Below are 16,536 nucleotides of genomic sequence, written 5' to 3' on the forward strand. Positions count from 1 at the left end.
AAGGTAAACCGTCCAGACGGTATAGTCAACTGATATGGCGAAGCCCACCGCGAAGGAACGCATCCTCGACTCCTACGAGGAGATCCTCATCGAGCAAGGCCCCGGCGGGGTCACCCTCGACGCCGTCGCCGCGCACGCGGGCGTCTCGAAGGGTGGCCTGCTCTACCACTTCGGCTCGAAGGAAGCCCTGGTGGACGGCCTGATGGAGCGTCTCGCCACCTTGTCGGACGAAGACCTCGAACAGGCACAGAAGGCTCCGGAAGGCGTCGTTTCCTGGTACCTGCGCACCGCCATCACCGACGTGACCCAGCGCAAGCCGCTGCACCGCACGACCATGGCGACGATCCGGATCATGCTCAACGAACCGCGGGTCGCCGAGGTCGTCCAGGTCTACAACCAGAAGATCCACGACCTGATCAGCGAGCACGTCGACGACCCGCTGACCGCCGAGCTGATCATCCTGGTGGGCGACGGCCTCTACCTGCGGGCGGCGCTCGGCCGGGACGACGCGAGCCCCCTGCTCGACCGGATCGACGAGATCAAGGCCCGCATCCAGCGCTGACGCGTTTCGTCCTCTGAATGCGGTCCTTGCGCGTGCAACCACCGCATTCAGAGGACTAAACGCAGGGGGGCCTACATCCGCAGGCCGTAGACGCGCTCGATCGGGATGGTGAGCAGAACGCGCCGGTCGGCGACCATGGCGTCACGGAACTCGTCCCAGTCCGGATGCTCACCCCTGGCCCGCCGGTAGTGGTCCACCAGCGCGTCGACGGTCGCGTCGTCGCGCGAAGCGGCGGTCGGCGTGAGCACCGCCGGCCCCTCGACGACGACGTAGCCGTCGCCGCTCTCGGTCGACACGTGGAACGTCGCCCGCGGATCGCGCTGAAGGTTCTTCGTCTTGGCGCGCGGTGCGGTGATCGAGATCAGGATCGCGCCGGCGTCCGCGTCGTAGAGGTAATTGACGGTCGACAGCTGAGGCCTGCCGTCCCGCTTGATGGTGGCGAGGGTGCCGAAGTCGCGGGCGGCGAGGATCGCGAAGAGCGCGGAGTCGGTCATGACTCCATCAAAGCAAAAGTGCAGCTCAGGGCGAACCGGACAAACATGCACGAATAAATGTGCTTGCATGCGGCAACTAAAGTGTCATCCGACACACAACGTCACTTTCTCCTTGCGAAGCATCCTTGGGAGGAACATCCTTGCTCTAGGCAACTAGTTGCAGTGACCAAGCAACCGGCGAGAGAGACCACCATGACACCCACGACACCCGCCACCAGGTCGAAGGCCGACCTCGATCTGGCCGACACCCTCGGGCATGAGCTCGTGCGGCTCGTGCGCCTGGTCAACCGGGCGAAGTCCCAGGTGTCCAAGCAGGGACCGGACGGTATCGAGCGGGCCGCGTACGCGATCCTCTTCTGCCTCATCCACGTCGGGCCCCAGCGGACCAGCAAACTCGCCGAGTTCCTGCACTCCGAGATCTCGACCATCAGCAGGCAGTCGAGCTCTCTCGTCCAGCACGGGCTGGTCGAGCGCCTGGCCGACCCCGAAGACGGCCGCGCCTGCCTGCTCGCACCGACCGCCGAAGGGCATCGGGTGTTCGAGGAGAACCGCAAGCAGCGGAACCAGTGGCTCGCCGAGGTGCTCGGCGACTGGTCCGACGACGACCGGAAAAACCTCAACTCGCTGTTCCACCGGCTGAACGACGACCTCGAAAAAACATCTCCACAGTTCGCCGACCCCGCGTCGGCGTCGAAGGCCAAGGGGGCCTGAAGCAATGAGTTCCGCAGTAGAAAGTCCACCAGCCGTCGAAGAAGACGGTCCCCGGCTCAGTCACCGTCAGATCGTCACGATCCTGATCGGCCTGATGTCGGGCATGTTCCTCGCCGCGCTCGACCAGACGATCGTGGGCACCTCGATCGTCCGCATCGCGAACGACCTCAACGGGTTCGACCTGCAGGCCTGGATCACCACGGCCTACCTGATCACCTCGACGATCGTCACGCCGATCTACGGCAAACTGTCCGACATCTACGGGCGCAAGCCGTTCTACATCGCCGCGATCTCGATCTTCCTGATCGGCTCGGTCGCCTCGGCCTTCGCGACGTCGATGTACGAGCTCGCCGCGTTCCGCGCGATCCAGGGCCTCGGTGCCGGCGGCCTGATGTCGCTGGCGATGACGATCATGGGCGACATCGTTCCGCCGCGGGAACGTGCCCGCTACCAGGGTTACTTCCTCGCCGTGTTCGGTATCTCCACCGTGCTCGGCCCGGTGCTCGGCGGGTTCTTCGCCGACTTCGACACGCTCGGCACCGTCTTCGGCTACCAGATCGACGGCTGGCGCTGGGTCTTCCTGATCAACGTGCCGATCGCGATCGTCGCGCTGTTCGTCGTCGCCCGCGTGCTCAACGTGCCGCACCAGCGCCACGACCACAAGATCGACTGGTGGGGCGGGCTCGCGCTCATCGTCGCCGTCGTCCCGTTCCTGATCGTCGCCGAGCAGGGCAACAAGTGGGGCTGGGGCTCGCAGAACGCGATCATCTGCTACGTCATCGGCGCCATCGGCGTGGTCGCCTTCATCTTCATCGAGAAGCTGATGAAGGACGCGGCGCTGATCCCGCTGCGGCTGTTCAAGAACTCGACCTTCACGGTCGCGATCATCGGCGGCGTCATCGTCGGTGTCGCGATGTTCGGCGCGATCATGATGATCCCGCAGTACATGCAGGTGGTTCAGGAGTTCTCGCCGACCGAGTCGGGGCTGCTGATGATCCCGCTGATGGCGGGCATCATGAGCGGTTCGATCATCTCGGGCCAGATCACCAGCAAGACCGGCCGCTACAAGGTGTTCCCGGTGGTCGGCACGCTGCTGATCGCAGGAGGCGCGTTCTTCTTCGCGCAGGTCGAGTACAACAGCGCGCTGTGGCACCCGCTGGTCGCGGCCGCGATCATCGGGCTCGGCCTCGGTGCCTGCATGCAGACGCTGATCATCGCGGTGCAGAACGCGGGCCCGCGCAGCGACATGGGCGTCTCGACCGCTTCGGCGACGTTCTTCCGGCAGATCGGTGGTACCGCGGGTGTCGCGGTGTTCCTGACGATCCTGTTCAACGTCCTGCCGGGCAACATCACCAAGGCGTTCGGCGGCAACGCGCCGACCGGTGAAGGCGCCGCGGCACTGGGCGACCTCACCACGAACACGAGCGGTATCGCGAACCTGCCCGAAGCCATCAAGACCCCGGTGCTGATCGGCTTCACCGAGTCGATCACCACGGTGTTCTACGTGGCGGGCGCGGTCGCGCTGCTGGCGACGCTGGTCCTGATGTTCATGAAGGAGATCCCGCTTCTCGGCGGCTCGGCTCCTTCGGCGGCTTCGGCTCTCGAAGGCGGCGAAGCGCTCCTCGAAGAGGACGACGCGCCTGTCGAAACGGCGTCCGAGAAGACGGTCGTGACCGCGCCCGTCGAGGTGGGCAAGCACGCGATGACCAACGGGAACGGGGCATACCGGGCCGGATCCGCGCAGATCAGCGGGCATGTCCGCCGGGACGACGCCACGAACGTCGCGGGTGCGGCGCTGACGCTGATCGACCACAACGGCAACCAGGTGGCCAGGACGCACACGAACGAGAACGGCGCCTACTCGTTCGCCGGCATCGTGGGCGGGCGGTACACGCTCGTCGCCAGCGGCCGCTGGTTCCGGCCGGTCGCGGCGACGCTGACCGCCACCGGAGCCGGGGTGCTGCGTCACGACTTCGAGCTGGTCAGCACGATCCTGCTGAGCGGTGTCGCCCGCACCGACGGTGACCGGGTGGTGCCGGACGCGCGGATCACCGTGCTCGACTCCTCGGGTGGCGTCGCCGCCGTGGCGAGGACCGACGCGGAGGGCAACTACACGGTCAGTGACCTGCCCGCCGGAACCTACACGGTGATCGCCAGCGGCTACCCGCCCGCGACCAGCCGGGTGGAGCTGTTGGGCGGCGACCAGGCCGAACATGACGTCCGGCTGAGCTACGACCAGGCGCTCGACGAGCTTGTCGAGCACTAGTCCGGCTTGCAATGAAGGGGCCTTTCATCGCGAATTTTGCGATGAAAGGCCCCTTCATCGCACGTGCGGAGCGCATGACCGGACCTTTCGGACACCCCGATTCCACGGTTCGGCCGCATGCGGTTCGCGAAGTACACGTAGGCTCGCGTCGTGAGTGAGGTGTACACCGAGGCCGCGGGCATCGGCGTGAGCTGGCTCGACACCGCCGGGCCGGTGCTCGTCTGGGTGATCGTGCTGAGCTTCATCTTCGTGGAGTGCGCGCTGATCATCGGGCTTTTCCTGCCCGGCGACTCCCTGCTGTTCGCGGCCGGGGTCGTCCTCGCGCAGCACGGCTCCGACCTGAACGCGTGGCTGCTGTCGGCCGCCGCACTGCTGGTCGCGATCCTCGGCAACCAGGTGGGGTACTACATCGGGCGGTCGACGGGCACGAAACTGATCGCGCGCCGCGGCGGCAAGGTACTGAACCGGCACAACCTGGACCGCGCCAGGGCCTTCCTGGATCGCAAGGGTTTCTTCGCCATCGTCGCCGCGCGCTGGATCCCGTGGATCCGCACGCTGGCGCCGCTGATCGCGGGGACCGCGCGGATGGATCCGCGCCGGTTCGCGCTCGCGACCGCGCTCGGCGGGCTGCTCTGGGTACCGACGCTGGTGCTGCTCGGCTACTACGGCGCCGGCCTGCTGGACCAGCTTCCGTGGGTGAAGACGGTCGCGCTCTGGGTGAGCGTCGCGTTCTTCGTGGTGGGCACGGCCTACGGCGTGATCCGCTACCGCCAGGAGATGCGGCGTCCCGCCGAGGAGACCGAAGAGAGCACTGCCTAATCCATCCATGCCCCGCCGCCGCCCTCAACGGAGGAGCTGCGCTCCCACGCCTACAACTCTGGATCGGCCCAGATCTCCAACTGGATGCCGTCGGGGTCACGGAACACGATGACCGACGAGCCTTCCAACGTCCGGGAACCCTTCGACGGCGAGTAGACGACGCCGTATTCCGAAAGCCGCGCTTCCCATTCGGCCAGCTCCGAACGCGAAGAGACCTTGAACGCCACGTGGTCCAGACCTGTCCGCCGTTCGTCGAACCGCGGCCGCTCGGTGTCCTGGTGCTCGACGAGTACCACCGCGAAACCCTCGCTGGGCGACCTGAGCACGACCTTCCGCAGACCCGTTTCGGGGTCCTCACGACGCGTGAACTCTTCGAGTTCGAGCACTCGGGCGTACCAGGGCACGCTCCGGTCCACATCGGTCACGGTGAGTGCCAGGTGGTGCACAGACATGAGCTTGGACATCGGGGATGACCGTCCTGATCAAGAGCTTGGGGGCGCCACCAGGGTGACACAGGCGCCTCGGGCCACGAGGTGATCCGCCGACTTCCCACATGAATCGTGATATCCGCCGGGAAACAGTGTTAAAAAGTGGCTGAACCGCACGCGGAGCCGATATCGCCCCGTGACCGCGCCGTGGCCCCGGGTGTCAACGCCCTCCGCCGACGGTCAGCACCGTCCCGGTGGTGTACGACGCGGCCGGGGAAAGCAGCCACAGCACGGCTTCCGCGACTTCACCGGGTTCGCCCGCCCGTCCCATCGGAATGGTCGGCGCGATCCGCTCCATCCGATCGGGCATTCCCGCCGCGGCGTGCAGTCCGGTGTGGATCATGCCCGGTGCGACGGCGTTGACCCGGATGGATTCTTTCGCGACTTCTTGCGCCACGCCGTAGGTCATCGTTTCGACGGCCGCCTTGGTGCCCGCGTAGTGGACCCATTCCCCTGGCGAACCGGTCCGCGCGGCGGTGGAGGACAGCGTCACGATCGCGCCGCCGTCACCGCCGTACCGAGTCGACATCCGGCGGATGCCCTCGCGGACGCACAGGAAGACACCCGTGATGTTGACCTCGACGACACGACGGACGACATCGACGTCGTACTCGTCGAAGCGGCCCGGTGTGTTGCCGGTGATGGCCGCGTTCGCGACCAGCCCGGCGAGCGGGCCGAGCTCGACGGCGGCGTCGAACAGGGCCACCACGTCGTCTTCGGACGCCACGTCGCCGCGCTGGGTGATCGCCCGGACACCGTGTTTCCGGACGTGCGAGGCGACATCCTCGGCCGCTTCGGCGTCACCCGCGTAGTTGACGACGACGTCGTAACCGCGCGCGGCGGCCAGTTCACAGACCGCCGCGCCGATGCCCTTGCTGCCGCCGGTGACGACGAGAACACCACTCATATGGCGAAGTTAACCAGCGGGAGGTTCTCGAGAACCAGGTCGGCCCGGCTGCTGGTGGACGCGATCAGATCGGCGTTGCGCTGGTCGGAACCGAGCGCGCGGCGACGCGCTTCGACCAGCGAACGGCCGTAACGGCGGTGCCGCGAGACGAGCCGCTCGATGCGCTCGGGCTCGTCCGGCGCGAGGAACCACGACTCGGCGAGGATGGGCTTCACGCCGCTCCACGGGTCGTCCTGCATGAGCAGGTAGTTCCCCTCGGTGATGACCAGCGGGACGTCCGGCGTGACCGCGACGGCGCCGGCGATCGGCTCCTCGATCTCCCGGCGGAACTCGGGCGCGTAGACCGTCTCGCGGCCTTCGGCGAGCCTGCGCAGCAGGTGCACGTACCCGGCGGCGTCGAAGGTGTCCGGGGCGCCCTTGCGCTCCACCCGCCCGAGCCGCTGCAGTTCCACCTGCGCCAGGTGGAAGCCGTCCATCCCGACCACCGCCGCCCTCGTGCCCAGCGCCTTGGCCAGGCCCCAGGCCAGCGTCGTCTTGCCGGACGCGGGGGCGCCGACGATGCCGAGTACACTGCGCTGTCCCGGCTTCGCCAGCGTCTGAGCCCTGCTCAACAGGTCCTCGAACACCGGAGGCATGGCTGTCATGGCTGTCCCTCTCCCATCTTCGCGACCGCGGCCGTCCACGACCTCGGTCCTTCATGCCGCACCCGTTCGGCGGCCACCTCGTTGGCGAACGCGATCCAGCCCGGAACGTCCCCCTGGTCCCGGGCGACCGCGTACGCGAAAGCTCCGTGCCAGACGTCGCCCGCGCCCAGCGTGTCACGCGCCTGGGTGACAGGGACGGGGACGGCACCGGATCCGTCCGCCGTCGACCAGCGCACCGGATCGGGGCCCGCGGTCGTGATCACCACGGGCACGCCGTGCTCGCGCGGGTCGTCCCCGCGGTACAGCGACGAGCACGCGGCGACGTCGACGAGCGGCAGGAGTTCGGGGAAGACCGGCTTCCAGCTCCCGGCGTCGAGTACCACCGGCACCTTCCGCTCCCGCGCCCAGCGCGCGACCGCCAACGCGGCCTCCGGATGGTGCCCGTCCAGGAGCACACACCCGGGCATTTCGTCCTCTGAATGCGGTAGTTGCGCGTGCAAGGACCGCATCGAGAGGACTGAATGCGTGGAGGCGTGGGCGTTGCGCGAGACGACGGTGCGTTCCCCGTCGGAGTCACGGACGACGATGGCGCTGATCGCGGGCGGATCGGGCCGTTCGGGATCGAGGTCGACCAGGTCGACGCCGTGCGCTTCGAGGTCCGTTCGGGCGAGTGCCGCCAGCGGGTGCGCACCGGCGACCGTCAGCAGCGTCGCTTCGGCGCCGAGCGCGGCCACGGTCACCGCCGCGTTCGTCGCCGGCCCCCCGGCGGCGACGTCCATCGACAGCGAACGCACCTTCTCGCCCGGCGCCGGGATCTCGGCGACGCGCTGAACCTGGTCGACGGTGCACAGGCCCGCCAGCAGCACCCGCACTACAGCCCCGTGTGGACGGCCGACGCGACCTCTTCGACCTCGCCGTTCTCACCGATCTTCAGTGCGCCCGTGAGCAGGCCGACGACCTGGTTCATGGTGTGCGTCTTCGGCGAGACCACCGCGACGCGCTTGCCGAGGCGGTGCACGTGGATGCGGTCGGCGATGTCGAACACATGCGGCATGTTGTGGCTGATCAGCACCACCGGCAGGCCGCGTTCGCGGATACGGTTGATCAGGTCGAGCACCTTGCCGGATTCGGCGACGCCGAGCGCGGCGGTGGGCTCGTCCATGATCACCGCCTTGGTGCCGAAGGCCGCCGCCCGCGCGACCGCGACACCCTGGCGCTGCCCGCCGGACAACGTCTCCACCGGCTGCGTGATGGACTTGATGTTGATGCCGAGCTCGTCGAGGATCCGCTGCGCGTCGGCCCGCATGGCCGCCGTGTCCAGCTTCCGGAACAGCTGCCCGAAGAGATCCTTACGCCGCTTTTCCCGGCCGAGGAACATGTTCGACGCGATGTCGAGCGCGGGCGCGACGGCGAGATCCTGGTACACCGTCTCGATCCCGTAGTGGCGAGCGTCCAAAGGGGACTTGAAGTGGACGGTCTGACCGTCCACTTTGATCTCACCGGAATCCGGGATCACCGCGCCCGAAAGGGCTTTGATGAGGCTCGACTTCCCGGCGCCGTTGTCGCCGACGACGGCGAGCACCTCGCCGGGGAACAGCTCGAAATCGGCACCGTCGATGGCGGTGACCCGGCCGTAGCGTTTGACCAGGCCCTGCGCGGACAACGTGGGTGTCGTCATGACTGCCGCCTCCTCGCGAAACGGTCGACGCAGACAGCGCCGATGAGCAGGGCACCGGTGGCGACGTCCTGGTAGAGCGCGTCCACGCCGAGCTGGGTCAGCCCGGACCGCAGGACCGCGACGACCAGCGCGCCCATCATCGTGCCGAGTACGGAACCCCGGCCGCCGAACAGGCTCGCGCCGCCGAGCACCACCGCGGTGATGGAGTCGAGGTTGCCGAGCTGGAAGGCGTTCGGGTCGGCGTTCGGCACGCGGCCGAGCGCCTGCCAGGCGGCGATCCCGACGATCACGCCGGCGACGATGTACACCGAAAGGATCGTGCGGTTGACCTTGATCCCGGACAGCCGCGCGGATTCCGGCGCGTTGCCGACCGCGTAGACGTGCTTGCCCCACGGCGTCCGCGTGAGCGCGTACCAAAGTCCCAGGTACATCAGCAAAGCGAGCGTCATGCCGTAGGTGATCGGGATGCCGCCGAACAGGTACCGGCGGGTGCCGAGCCATTTGAGCAGTTCGTCGGCGACCGGGACGGCCTGCCCGCTCGCGAACAGTTTGGCGGCCGCGGTGAGCACGGTCAGCAGACCGAGCGTGACGATGAACGGCGGCAGTTTGATCCGGGTGACCAGCGAGCCGGTGACCATGCCGATCACCACCGTCGCCACGATTCCCAGCAGCAGCGCCCAGATCCCGGAGACGCCGCCGACCACGAGTTTCGCCATGATCAGCGTCGCGAGCACCATCGCGGCCGCGTTGGCCAGGTCGATACCCGCAGTCAGGATGATCAGCGTCTGCCCGAGGGCGAGTGTGCCGACCACCAGGGACTGTTGCACCACAAGGGAAAGGTTGTCGAGATCGAGGAAGGTGTCCGTCGAAAGGGAGAACACCACGATCGCGACGAGCAGGGCCAGGGCGGGCCCGACGGCGGGCGCGCGCAGGAAGAACTCACCGATGGACGGGCGTTCGTTGCCTTTCAGGGTTGCGGTAGTCACTTCGTCCCCCAGCAGTTCTCGAGGCCCCACTTGGTGTCCTGGCTTTCCACGCCGGGGATCGGCTTGTCGGTGATCACCGCGGATCCGGTGTCGACGAACCCGCTCGGCTTCTTGCCGGTCTTGGCGTACTCGACGGCGGCGAGGACACCCTGCTCGGCCATCTTCTTGGGGAACTGCATGACCGTGGCGGCGTACTGGCCGTCGCGCACGTTCTTGACGCCTTCGCAGCCGCCGTCGATCGAGCCCATCACGATCTGGTTCACCAGGCCGCGGGCCTGGAGCGCGGCGTAGGTGCCGCGGCCCATCGGCTCGTTCATCGTGTAGACGGCGTTGATGTCGGTGGTGCGCTGCAGCAGGTTCTCCACGCCCTGCTGCGCGAGGCTCTGGTCGCCGTTCGCGGGCGTCTTGCCCTTGATCTCCGGCGACGCGTCGGTCAGCCCGATGCCCTTGAGGAACCCGGTGTGCCGCTGGGTGTCCACTGTGGACCCGGCGGTGCCGTCCACCATGAACAGCTTCGGCGGCTTGCCGGCCAGCGCCGCCTTGACGTAGGCACCTTGCTGCCGTCCGGCCTCGAAGTTGTCCGTGGCGAAGGTGGCGTCGACGGCGGTGTCCGGTTCGGTCGCCGTGTCGAGCGCGATGACCAGCACCCCGGCCTTGCGGGCGCGGTCGATGGCGTCGAGGACGCCGGTCGAGGAACTCGGCGTGATCAGGATGGTGTTCGCACCCTGCTGCATGAGGTTCTCGATGGCCCGGACCTGGCCGTCGTTGTCGCCGTCGAACTGGCCGGCGAGCGCGCTGAACTCCGCGCCGTTCGCCTCGGCGGCGGCCTTGGCGGCCGCTCTCAGTTCCACGAAGTAGGGGTTGGTGTCGGTCTTGGTGACCAGGCCGACCTTGGCCTTGCCACCGCCGCCCGCGTTCGAACCGCCACCCCAATGGCGTTCGACGGTGCACCCGGCCGAGGTCACCGCGAGTGCGGCGGCCATGGCGAGCGCGGCGAGACTGCGCTGTCTCATGGGGATGCCCTCCGATTCAAGGCTGTCCGTGATGGACCGGAAGGTAGACAGGGTTATGCTCAGTCGCAAGCGTTTGCGCAAACGCTTGCCAGCTGACTTTCCGAGGATAGGTAATGCCGCCGTCTCGCTCGTCCCGTCCCACCCAACGCGACATCGCCGAGCTCGCGGGAGTCTCGATCACCACCGTGTCCCACGTGGTCAACGGGACGAGGGCGGTGGCCGAGGACACCAAACTGGCCGTCCTCCGCGCGATCGAGCAGACCGGCTACACCGGCGACGCCATCGCCCGCTCGCTGGTGACCGGCGGGACGCGGTCGATCGGCGTCGCGATCTCCCTCATCGCGAACCCGTACTTCGCCGTCCTGATCCAGGCGATCGAACGCGAAGCCGCGCTGGCCGGGTACACGGTCCTGCTCGCGGACACGCACGACACCGTCGACACCGAACGTGAGACCGTGCGGACCCTGCGTTCGCGCCGGGTCGACGGGCTGCTGATCACGCCGTCGCCGGGCGACGGATCGGTGATCGGCGAACTCGTCTCGCTCGACGTCCCGACCGTACTCATCGACCGGCTCTCCACCCGCACCGACGTCGACCAGGTCGGCGCGGAGAACATCCAATCGACGTCCGCGCTGACCGCGCATCTGGCGTCGCTCGGGCATCAGCGGATCGGCATGATCAGCGGCACCGCGGGCCTGAGCACCAGCGAGGAGCGCATCCTCGGCTATCGCCTCGGGCTCGGCCGCTCGGGTTTGACCTGGTCGGAGGAGCTGGTCGCGTGCGGCCAGTCCTCGCAGGCGGGCGGGGCGCTCGCGCTGAGCACGCTGCTCGCGCTGCCGGAGCCGCCGACGGCGCTGGTGGTCGCCAATGACACCATGATGGTCGGGGTGCTGCACGAGCTTCGGCGCCGCGGCCTGCGGGCGGGCGTCGACCTCCCGGTGGTGGTCTACGACGACGTCGAATGGGCCGATCTGGTCGATCCGCCGCTGACCACGATGGCGCAGCCGATCGAGGAGATAGGCACACAGGCGGTACGCCTGCTGCTGGCCCGGATCAACGATCCGGCACGCAAGGCCCAGACGATGCGGATTCCGCCTACGCTCCGCCATCGCGCGTCCTGCGGATGCGCTCTCGTTCACTCACATTGATGATTGTTGGGAGACTTTCCGGTCTCGCCGCCGAGCGACGCTCCGTCAGCCGTTACCGTCATTCAAGCTCGAATGAAGGCGTGGAGCGATGACCGCACTGTCCCCGGCGTTACCCCTGTGGGAGGACACCCCTGTCACCCACCGGTTCGGGGTGGCCATGGCGATGCACGCGAACCCGTATTCGGGTGAACTCGTCCGCGCCATCCGCCGCGCCGCACGCCGTCACGGCTGCGAAATCACCCTCGCCGACACCGGCGACAGCGTCGCCGAAGAAGCCGCGGTCATCCGCGCGCTGCGGGCTGACCGCGTCGACGGTGTCCTGCTCGTCCCGGCGGCAGGCGACGAAGCGGTGATCAACGGACTGGTCCGGATGGGCGTGCCGACCGTGCTCGTCGACCGGATGGCCGGCCGCAACGACGTCGACCAGGTCGGCTCAGAGAACATCCAGGCCGTGTGCGCGCTCGTGCGGCACCTCGCCGGGCTGCGGCACCGCAAGATCGGCTTCATCTCGGGCGAAGAGGACATGACCACCTACGAGGAGCGGGCGCTGGGCTACCGGCTCGGCCTCGGCCGCTCCGGCCTCCGGTGGACGTCGCAGCTGGTCGCGTGCGGGCAGTCGACCCCGGGCGGAGCCGCCGCCGCGACGGCGAAACTGCTCGACAGCTGGCCCTCGCCGACCGCGCTCGTGGTGGCGAGCGAGGCGATGATGATCGGCGTCCAGTACGAGGCGCACCGGCTCGGCATCCGGATCGGGCGTGACCTCGCGATCGTCGGCTACGGCGACATGGAGTGGGCGGGCCAGGTGACCCCGGCGGTCACCACGATGGCGCAGCCGATCGAGGAGATCGGGCGCAAGGCCGTCGAGCTCCTGCTGGCCCGGATCACCGACCCTGAGCGACGACCCGAATCCGTACGGCTCGCGCCGCGCTTCATACACCGTCAGTCGTGCGGCTGCTGAGTCACAACTCGCTGGTCAGAACGCCGCCGCCGGGTGAAGATGGCGGAATGACCGACCTGTGGACCGTGCACACCGCCGACCTCGAAGCAGGCGTGCTGAAGGCGGCACGCGCTCTGCTGGACGACGCGTTCGACGGCGATTTCAGTGACCACGACTGGGAGAACGCGCTCGGCGGCATGCACACGCTGGTGTGGGAGAGCGGTGAGCTGATCGGGCACGCGTCACTGGTGCAGCGGCGGCTCGTGCACGACGGACGGGTCCTCCGGACGGGTTATGTCGAGGCGGTCGCCATCCGGTCGGATCACCGGCGGCGCGGCCACGGCGCCGCGATGATGGACGCCCTGGAGCGGGTCCTGCGGAAGGCGTACGACCTCGGGGCCCTTTCTGCGTCCGACGAGGCACTGGAGTTCTACGCGTCGCGGGGCTGGCTGCTGTGGCGCGGTACTTCGTCGGCCATGACGCCTTCGGGTATCGAGGCGACGAAGGAGGACGACGGGTCGATCCACGTCCTGCCGGTGGGGGTCACTCTCGATCTGGACGGGGAGATCACCTGCGATTGGCGGGCGGGCGACGTCTGGTAGCTACCGCATTTAGTCCTCTAAATGCGGTGTTCCAGGGTCGCCGCGGCTTCGAGCAGCATCCACGCGCTCACCTGGACGGACAGGTCGCGTTCGGGAGCGTCAGCGGCCAGGGGCAGCGAAGGCGCCGGAGTCGCCCAGTCGGCGCTGAAGAGCGGCCCGTGCGGTGTCTCGGTGGCACCGGACCAGCAGGCGTCAGCCGACCGGATGACCAGTTCGCGCGCGATCCCGCTCGGCAGCAGCGGTGCCGCGAGCGCCAGATACCGGGCCAGGATCCCGGCGAACAGGCCGCCGTCACCACCTTCCTGCCCCCGGATCACCCCGTTCGGCGCGACATGTTCCGCAACGGCCTGGATCGTGCGCCCCACCCTGTCCACTTCGGACAGTTCGAGGCAGGCGCCGAGGTAAACACCTTGGCAGTACGTGAAAATATGCCTGACTAGTTCCCCGCTGCCGACCCGCAGGCCGTCCCACACCAGTCCGGAATCCGGGTCGACGAGCCGCTCGGTCATCCAGTCGGTCAGACCACGAGCGTGCTGCGTGGCGCCTTCGCGGGCGTGGAAGATCGCGGCCGGGCCGTTCGCGGGCGCGTTCTTGAAGTCGTCGCCGACGCGCCACCAGATCCCGCCGCCCGCGTCGTCGGTCCAGCCTTCGCGCAGCCGTGAGCTGATCGCCTCCAGTCCGCCGCGGACGTCCAGCCCGAGATGTCCGACGCGTTGCAGCGCGAGACCGAGCCAGGCGATGTCATCGTAGTAGTCGTTGATCCACTTGCCGAAGTTGCGCAGCCGCACGGACACCACGAATCGGTCGATCAGCTTCAGCCGATGCGGTGAAGGGTCCCGCAGCTGGGCGTCGACGAGAGTGTCCAGCAGGTGTGCCTGCCACCAGTAGTTCCAGTGCCAGTGGACGCGCTGCCCCGCCGACGGCGGCCAGCCGCTCCGGCCGAGCACGGTCCCGGGCAGCGCCCACACGCGGCGCAGATGCCGGTCGCGGATCGCGCGCTCGGCGATCGCGGCTCGGTCGGCGAGAGCAGTCATCGCGCCATCATCCCTTGCCCGCCGACATACCGCTCAGTATGTTGGGAGGACTCCCGAACCCGCGAGGTGCTTCATGACCACGGCGCACGTGACCTGCCCGCTCTGCGAAGCCACCTGCGGGCTGGAGGTGACGATCGACGAGAAGAGCCTGGTCACCCGCGTGCAGGGGGACCGCGAGGATGTCTTCTCGCAGGGCTACATCTGTCCGAAGGGCGCTTCGCTCGGCGCGCTGCACCATGACCCGGACAGGCTCACCGCGCCGCTGGTGAAACGCGACGGCGAGTTCGTCGAGGTCACCTGGGACGAGGCGTTCGCCGAGATCGACCGGCGGCTCCGGCCGATCATCGACGAGCACGGCAGGAACGCCGTCGCCGTCTACTCCGGCAACCCGACGGTGCACAACGCGGCGTTGGTGCTCTACGGCCGCGTGTTCTTCAAAGCCTTGGGCACCAGGAACTTCTACACCGCGACCACCGTCGACCAGATGCCGAAGCACTTCTCCTCCGGCTACCTCTTCGGCGACCCGCAGACCATTCCCGTCGCCGATCTGGACCGCACCGAACACCTGCTCATCCTGGGCGCGAACCCGTTGGTGTCCAACGGAAGCCTGATGACCGCCCCGGACACCCGTGGGAAGCTGCGCGGGATCCAGAAGCGCGGCGGCAAGATCGTCGTCCTCGATCCGCGCCGCACCCGGACCGCGCAGCTCGCCGACGAGCACCACGCGATCCGGCCCGGCACCGACGCGCTGTTCCTGTTCGCGCTGGTCAACGTCCTGTTCGCGGAGAACCGCGTCCGTCCCAGTGAGCACGTGAACGGTGTCGACGAAGTCCGTGCCCTGGCGGAACCCTTCACCCCGGAGGCGGTCGCGCCCGCGACCGGGATCGACGCCGCCGAGATCCGCCGCATCGCGCTCGAACTCGCGGACGCCGGGCGCGCCGCGGTGTACGGCCGGATGGGGACGACGACGCAGTCGTTCGGCACCGTCGCGAGCTGGCTGGTCGACGTCGTCAACACGCTCACCGGCAACCTCGATCGCGAAGGTGGCGTGATGTTCCCGCTGCCCGCCCTCTGGCGGCCGCGCCGGTCCTCGCCGTTCACCAGCGGCCGCTGGACGAGCCGGGTGCGCGGGTATCCCGAGGTGCTCGGCGAGCTGCCGGTGGCCACGCTCGCGGACGAGATCGAGACACCCGGCGAAGGCCAGGTGCGGGCGCTGGTGACCATCAGCGGCAACCCCGCGCTGAGCACGCCCAACTCCGCGCGGCTCACGGAAGCGTTGCGGCAGCTGGACTTCATGGTCTCGCTGGACGTATACCTCAACGAGACCACGCGGCACGCCGACGTCATCCTGCCCGGGCCGTCACCGCTGGAGCGGCCGCACTACGACGTCGCGTTGTACGCGCTCGCCGTGCGCAACGTCGCGAACTGGACACCCCGGACGCTGGAAACCGAGATGCCGCAGGAATGGGTGACCCTGCTGCGGATGGCGGGAATCGCCGCCGGCCAGGGCCCGGACGTCGACGTCGCGGCCTTCGACGCGATGGTCGCGGGCGAAACGGCGCGGCGCACCGGCGTCGACCTCGCGCTCGCCGAAGGCCGCACAGGGCCGGCGCGGATGATCGACCTGATGCTGCGCGGCGGACCGTACGGCCTGAGCCTGGCCGATCTCGAAGCCGCCCCGCACGGCGTCGACCTCGGCGCGCTGAAACCGCGGTTGCCGGAGGCGCTCGCCACCGCGAGCGGGAAGGTCGAGCTGGCGCCGGACGCGATCACGAAGGACGTCCGCCGCCTGCGCGCGGAGCTGGACAAGGCGCCGGACGGCGGGCTGCTGCTGATCGGACGGCGACACCTGAGCTCGAACAACTCGTGGATGCACAACCTGACGCCGCTGGTGCGCGGCGGGAACCGGTGCACCGTCCAGGTGCATCCGGACGACGCCTCTCGCCTCGGGCTGACCGACGGCGGACTCGCGGCGGTGACGTCGCGGACGGGGAAACTCGAGGCGCCGGTGGAGGTCACGGCCGACGTCCGGCCCGGCGTGGTGAGCATGCCGCACGGCTGGGGCCACGACCTCGACGGCACGCGCACGCGGGTCGCGGCCGCGCACGCCGGGGTCAACTCGAATCTGGTCGCCGACGAGACCCTGCTCGACGTCCCGTCCGGGAACGCCGTGCTGAACGGCATCCCGGTGGAGGTCACCCCCGTCTAGCCGCATTTCGTCCTCTGAATGCGGTACTTGCACACGCA

The 16,536-nt window shown here is 68.5% G+C and carries 17 protein-coding genes; 8 read left to right on the plus strand and 9 right to left on the minus strand.

Features of this window, described 5'->3' with window-relative positions; all coding sequences use genetic code 11:
- The first annotated feature begins 34 nt into the window (after positions 1-34).
- The gene (locus AC069H_RS00810) at positions 35-562 is read left to right on the plus strand and encodes a TetR/AcrR family transcriptional regulator (protein ID WP_478224180.1); all 528 of its coding nucleotides are present in this window, start codon (positions 35-37) and stop codon (positions 560-562) included.
- Positions 563-633: 71 nt separating this feature from the next.
- On the opposite strand, the gene AC069H_RS00815 is transcribed toward AC069H_RS00810, so the two are convergent.
- Positions 634-1,056, minus strand: coding sequence for a PPOX class F420-dependent oxidoreductase (locus AC069H_RS00815; RefSeq protein WP_478224179.1), 423 nt, complete (start codon positions 1,054-1,056; stop codon positions 634-636).
- Between the two features lie 192 nt (positions 1,057-1,248).
- Here AC069H_RS00815 and AC069H_RS00820 point away from each other — a divergent pair, with 192 nt between their 5' ends.
- From AC069H_RS00820 to AC069H_RS00830, 3 genes are all read left to right on the plus strand, one after another.
- Complete coding sequence (locus AC069H_RS00820) at positions 1,249-1,767, plus strand: MarR family winged helix-turn-helix transcriptional regulator (protein ID WP_478230949.1); 519 nt, start codon at positions 1,249-1,251, stop codon at positions 1,765-1,767.
- A gap of 4 nt (positions 1,768-1,771) precedes the next feature.
- A complete protein-coding gene (locus AC069H_RS00825) occupies positions 1,772-4,033 on the plus strand; it encodes an MFS transporter (RefSeq protein ID WP_478230950.1) in 2,262 nt (753 codons plus the stop codon).
- A gap of 150 nt (positions 4,034-4,183) precedes the next feature.
- Positions 4,184-4,852 (plus strand): DedA family protein, encoded by a 669-nt coding sequence (locus AC069H_RS00830; protein WP_125679558.1) that lies wholly within the window; start codon positions 4,184-4,186, stop codon positions 4,850-4,852.
- A gap of 50 nt (positions 4,853-4,902) precedes the next feature.
- Here the strand turns inward: AC069H_RS00830 and AC069H_RS00835 are convergent, their stop codons facing one another.
- From AC069H_RS00835 to AC069H_RS00865, 7 genes are all read right to left on the minus strand, one after another.
- The gene (locus AC069H_RS00835; RefSeq protein ID WP_478224175.1) at positions 4,903-5,316 is read right to left on the minus strand and encodes a VOC family protein; all 414 of its coding nucleotides are present in this window, start codon (positions 5,314-5,316) and stop codon (positions 4,903-4,905) included.
- 184 nt (positions 5,317-5,500) lie between these two features.
- Positions 5,501-6,247, minus strand: coding sequence for an SDR family oxidoreductase (locus AC069H_RS00840; RefSeq protein WP_478224173.1), 747 nt, complete (start codon positions 6,245-6,247; stop codon positions 5,501-5,503).
- Positions 6,244-6,891, minus strand: coding sequence for a nucleoside/nucleotide kinase family protein (locus AC069H_RS00845; protein WP_125679555.1), 648 nt, complete (start codon positions 6,889-6,891; stop codon positions 6,244-6,246). The genes AC069H_RS00840 and AC069H_RS00845 overlap by 4 nt, the downstream gene beginning before the upstream one ends.
- Positions 6,888-7,757, minus strand: a complete 870-nt coding sequence (locus AC069H_RS00850) for a PfkB family carbohydrate kinase (RefSeq protein ID WP_478231393.1) — start codon at positions 7,755-7,757, stop codon at positions 6,888-6,890. The genes AC069H_RS00845 and AC069H_RS00850 overlap by 4 nt, the downstream gene beginning before the upstream one ends.
- A gap of 5 nt (positions 7,758-7,762) precedes the next feature.
- Positions 7,763-8,569: an ATP-binding cassette domain-containing protein gene (locus tag AC069H_RS00855; RefSeq protein WP_478224171.1), complete on the minus strand. Its 807-nt coding sequence runs from the start codon at positions 8,567-8,569 to the stop codon at positions 7,763-7,765.
- Complete coding sequence (locus tag AC069H_RS00860; protein WP_034312398.1) at positions 8,566-9,555, minus strand: ABC transporter permease; 990 nt, start codon at positions 9,553-9,555, stop codon at positions 8,566-8,568. The genes AC069H_RS00855 and AC069H_RS00860 overlap by 4 nt, the downstream gene beginning before the upstream one ends.
- Positions 9,552-10,568, minus strand: coding sequence for a substrate-binding domain-containing protein (locus AC069H_RS00865; RefSeq protein ID WP_378444919.1), 1,017 nt, complete (start codon positions 10,566-10,568; stop codon positions 9,552-9,554). Before AC069H_RS00865 ends, AC069H_RS00860 begins: the two co-directional genes overlap by 4 nt.
- 113 nt (positions 10,569-10,681) lie before the next feature.
- Between AC069H_RS00865 and AC069H_RS00870 the strand changes: the two genes are divergently transcribed.
- From AC069H_RS00870 to AC069H_RS00880, 3 genes are all read left to right on the plus strand, one after another.
- Positions 10,682-11,716, plus strand: a complete 1,035-nt coding sequence (locus AC069H_RS00870; protein WP_126736104.1) for a LacI family DNA-binding transcriptional regulator — start codon at positions 10,682-10,684, stop codon at positions 11,714-11,716.
- Between the two features lie 88 nt (positions 11,717-11,804).
- Positions 11,805-12,674, plus strand: a complete 870-nt coding sequence (locus AC069H_RS00875; RefSeq protein ID WP_034312391.1) for a LacI family DNA-binding transcriptional regulator — start codon at positions 11,805-11,807, stop codon at positions 12,672-12,674.
- A gap of 47 nt (positions 12,675-12,721) precedes the next feature.
- Positions 12,722-13,255, plus strand: coding sequence for a GNAT family N-acetyltransferase (locus AC069H_RS00880; protein WP_478230951.1), 534 nt, complete (start codon positions 12,722-12,724; stop codon positions 13,253-13,255).
- 17 nt (positions 13,256-13,272) lie between these two features.
- Here the strand turns inward: AC069H_RS00880 and AC069H_RS00885 are convergent, their stop codons facing one another.
- The gene (locus AC069H_RS00885; RefSeq protein WP_478230952.1) at positions 13,273-14,289 is read right to left on the minus strand and encodes a glycoside hydrolase family 76 protein; all 1,017 of its coding nucleotides are present in this window, start codon (positions 14,287-14,289) and stop codon (positions 13,273-13,275) included.
- A 73-nt stretch (positions 14,290-14,362) separates the two neighbouring features.
- Here AC069H_RS00885 and AC069H_RS00890 point away from each other — a divergent pair, with 73 nt between their 5' ends.
- Positions 14,363-16,498, plus strand: coding sequence for a molybdopterin-dependent oxidoreductase (locus AC069H_RS00890; protein ID WP_478230953.1), 2,136 nt, complete (start codon positions 14,363-14,365; stop codon positions 16,496-16,498).
- Positions 16,499-16,536: the final 38 nt, after the last annotated feature.

It is taken from the genome of Amycolatopsis sp. NPDC043887 (genome assembly GCF_056435665.1).

Bases quoted from the DNA above. Each gene is read 5' to 3' on its own strand.
- AC069H_RS00840 (WP_478224173.1), bottom strand. From the start codon at position 6,247: ATGAGTGGTGTTCTCGTCGTCACCGGCGGCAGCAAGGGCATCGGCGCG.
- AC069H_RS00845 (WP_125679555.1), bottom strand. From the start codon at position 6,891: ATGACAGCCATGCCTCCGGTGTTCGAGGACCTGTTGAGCAGGGCTCAG.
- AC069H_RS00855 (WP_478224171.1), bottom strand. From the start codon at position 8,569: ATGACGACACCCACGTTGTCCGCGCAGGGCCTGGTCAAACGCTACGGC.
- AC069H_RS00880 (WP_478230951.1), top strand. From the start codon at position 12,722: ATGACCGACCTGTGGACCGTGCACACCGCCGACCTCGAAGCAGGCGTG.
- AC069H_RS00815 (WP_478224179.1), bottom strand. From the start codon at position 1,056: ATGACCGACTCCGCGCTCTTCGCGATCCTCGCCGCCCGCGACTTCGGC.
- AC069H_RS00820 (WP_478230949.1), top strand. From the start codon at position 1,249: ATGACACCCACGACACCCGCCACCAGGTCGAAGGCCGACCTCGATCTG.
- AC069H_RS00810 (WP_478224180.1), top strand. From the start codon at position 35: ATGGCGAAGCCCACCGCGAAGGAACGCATCCTCGACTCCTACGAGGAG.
- AC069H_RS00835 (WP_478224175.1), bottom strand. From the start codon at position 5,316: ATGTCCAAGCTCATGTCTGTGCACCACCTGGCACTCACCGTGACCGAT.
- AC069H_RS00865 (WP_378444919.1), bottom strand. From the start codon at position 10,568: ATGAGACAGCGCAGTCTCGCCGCGCTCGCCATGGCCGCCGCACTCGCG.
- AC069H_RS00875 (WP_034312391.1), top strand. From the start codon at position 11,805: ATGACCGCACTGTCCCCGGCGTTACCCCTGTGGGAGGACACCCCTGTC.
- AC069H_RS00885 (WP_478230952.1), bottom strand. From the start codon at position 14,289: ATGACTGCTCTCGCCGACCGAGCCGCGATCGCCGAGCGCGCGATCCGC.
- AC069H_RS00890 (WP_478230953.1), top strand. From the start codon at position 14,363: ATGACCACGGCGCACGTGACCTGCCCGCTCTGCGAAGCCACCTGCGGG.
- AC069H_RS00825 (WP_478230950.1), top strand. From the start codon at position 1,772: ATGAGTTCCGCAGTAGAAAGTCCACCAGCCGTCGAAGAAGACGGTCCC.
- AC069H_RS00870 (WP_126736104.1), top strand. From the start codon at position 10,682: ATGCCGCCGTCTCGCTCGTCCCGTCCCACCCAACGCGACATCGCCGAG.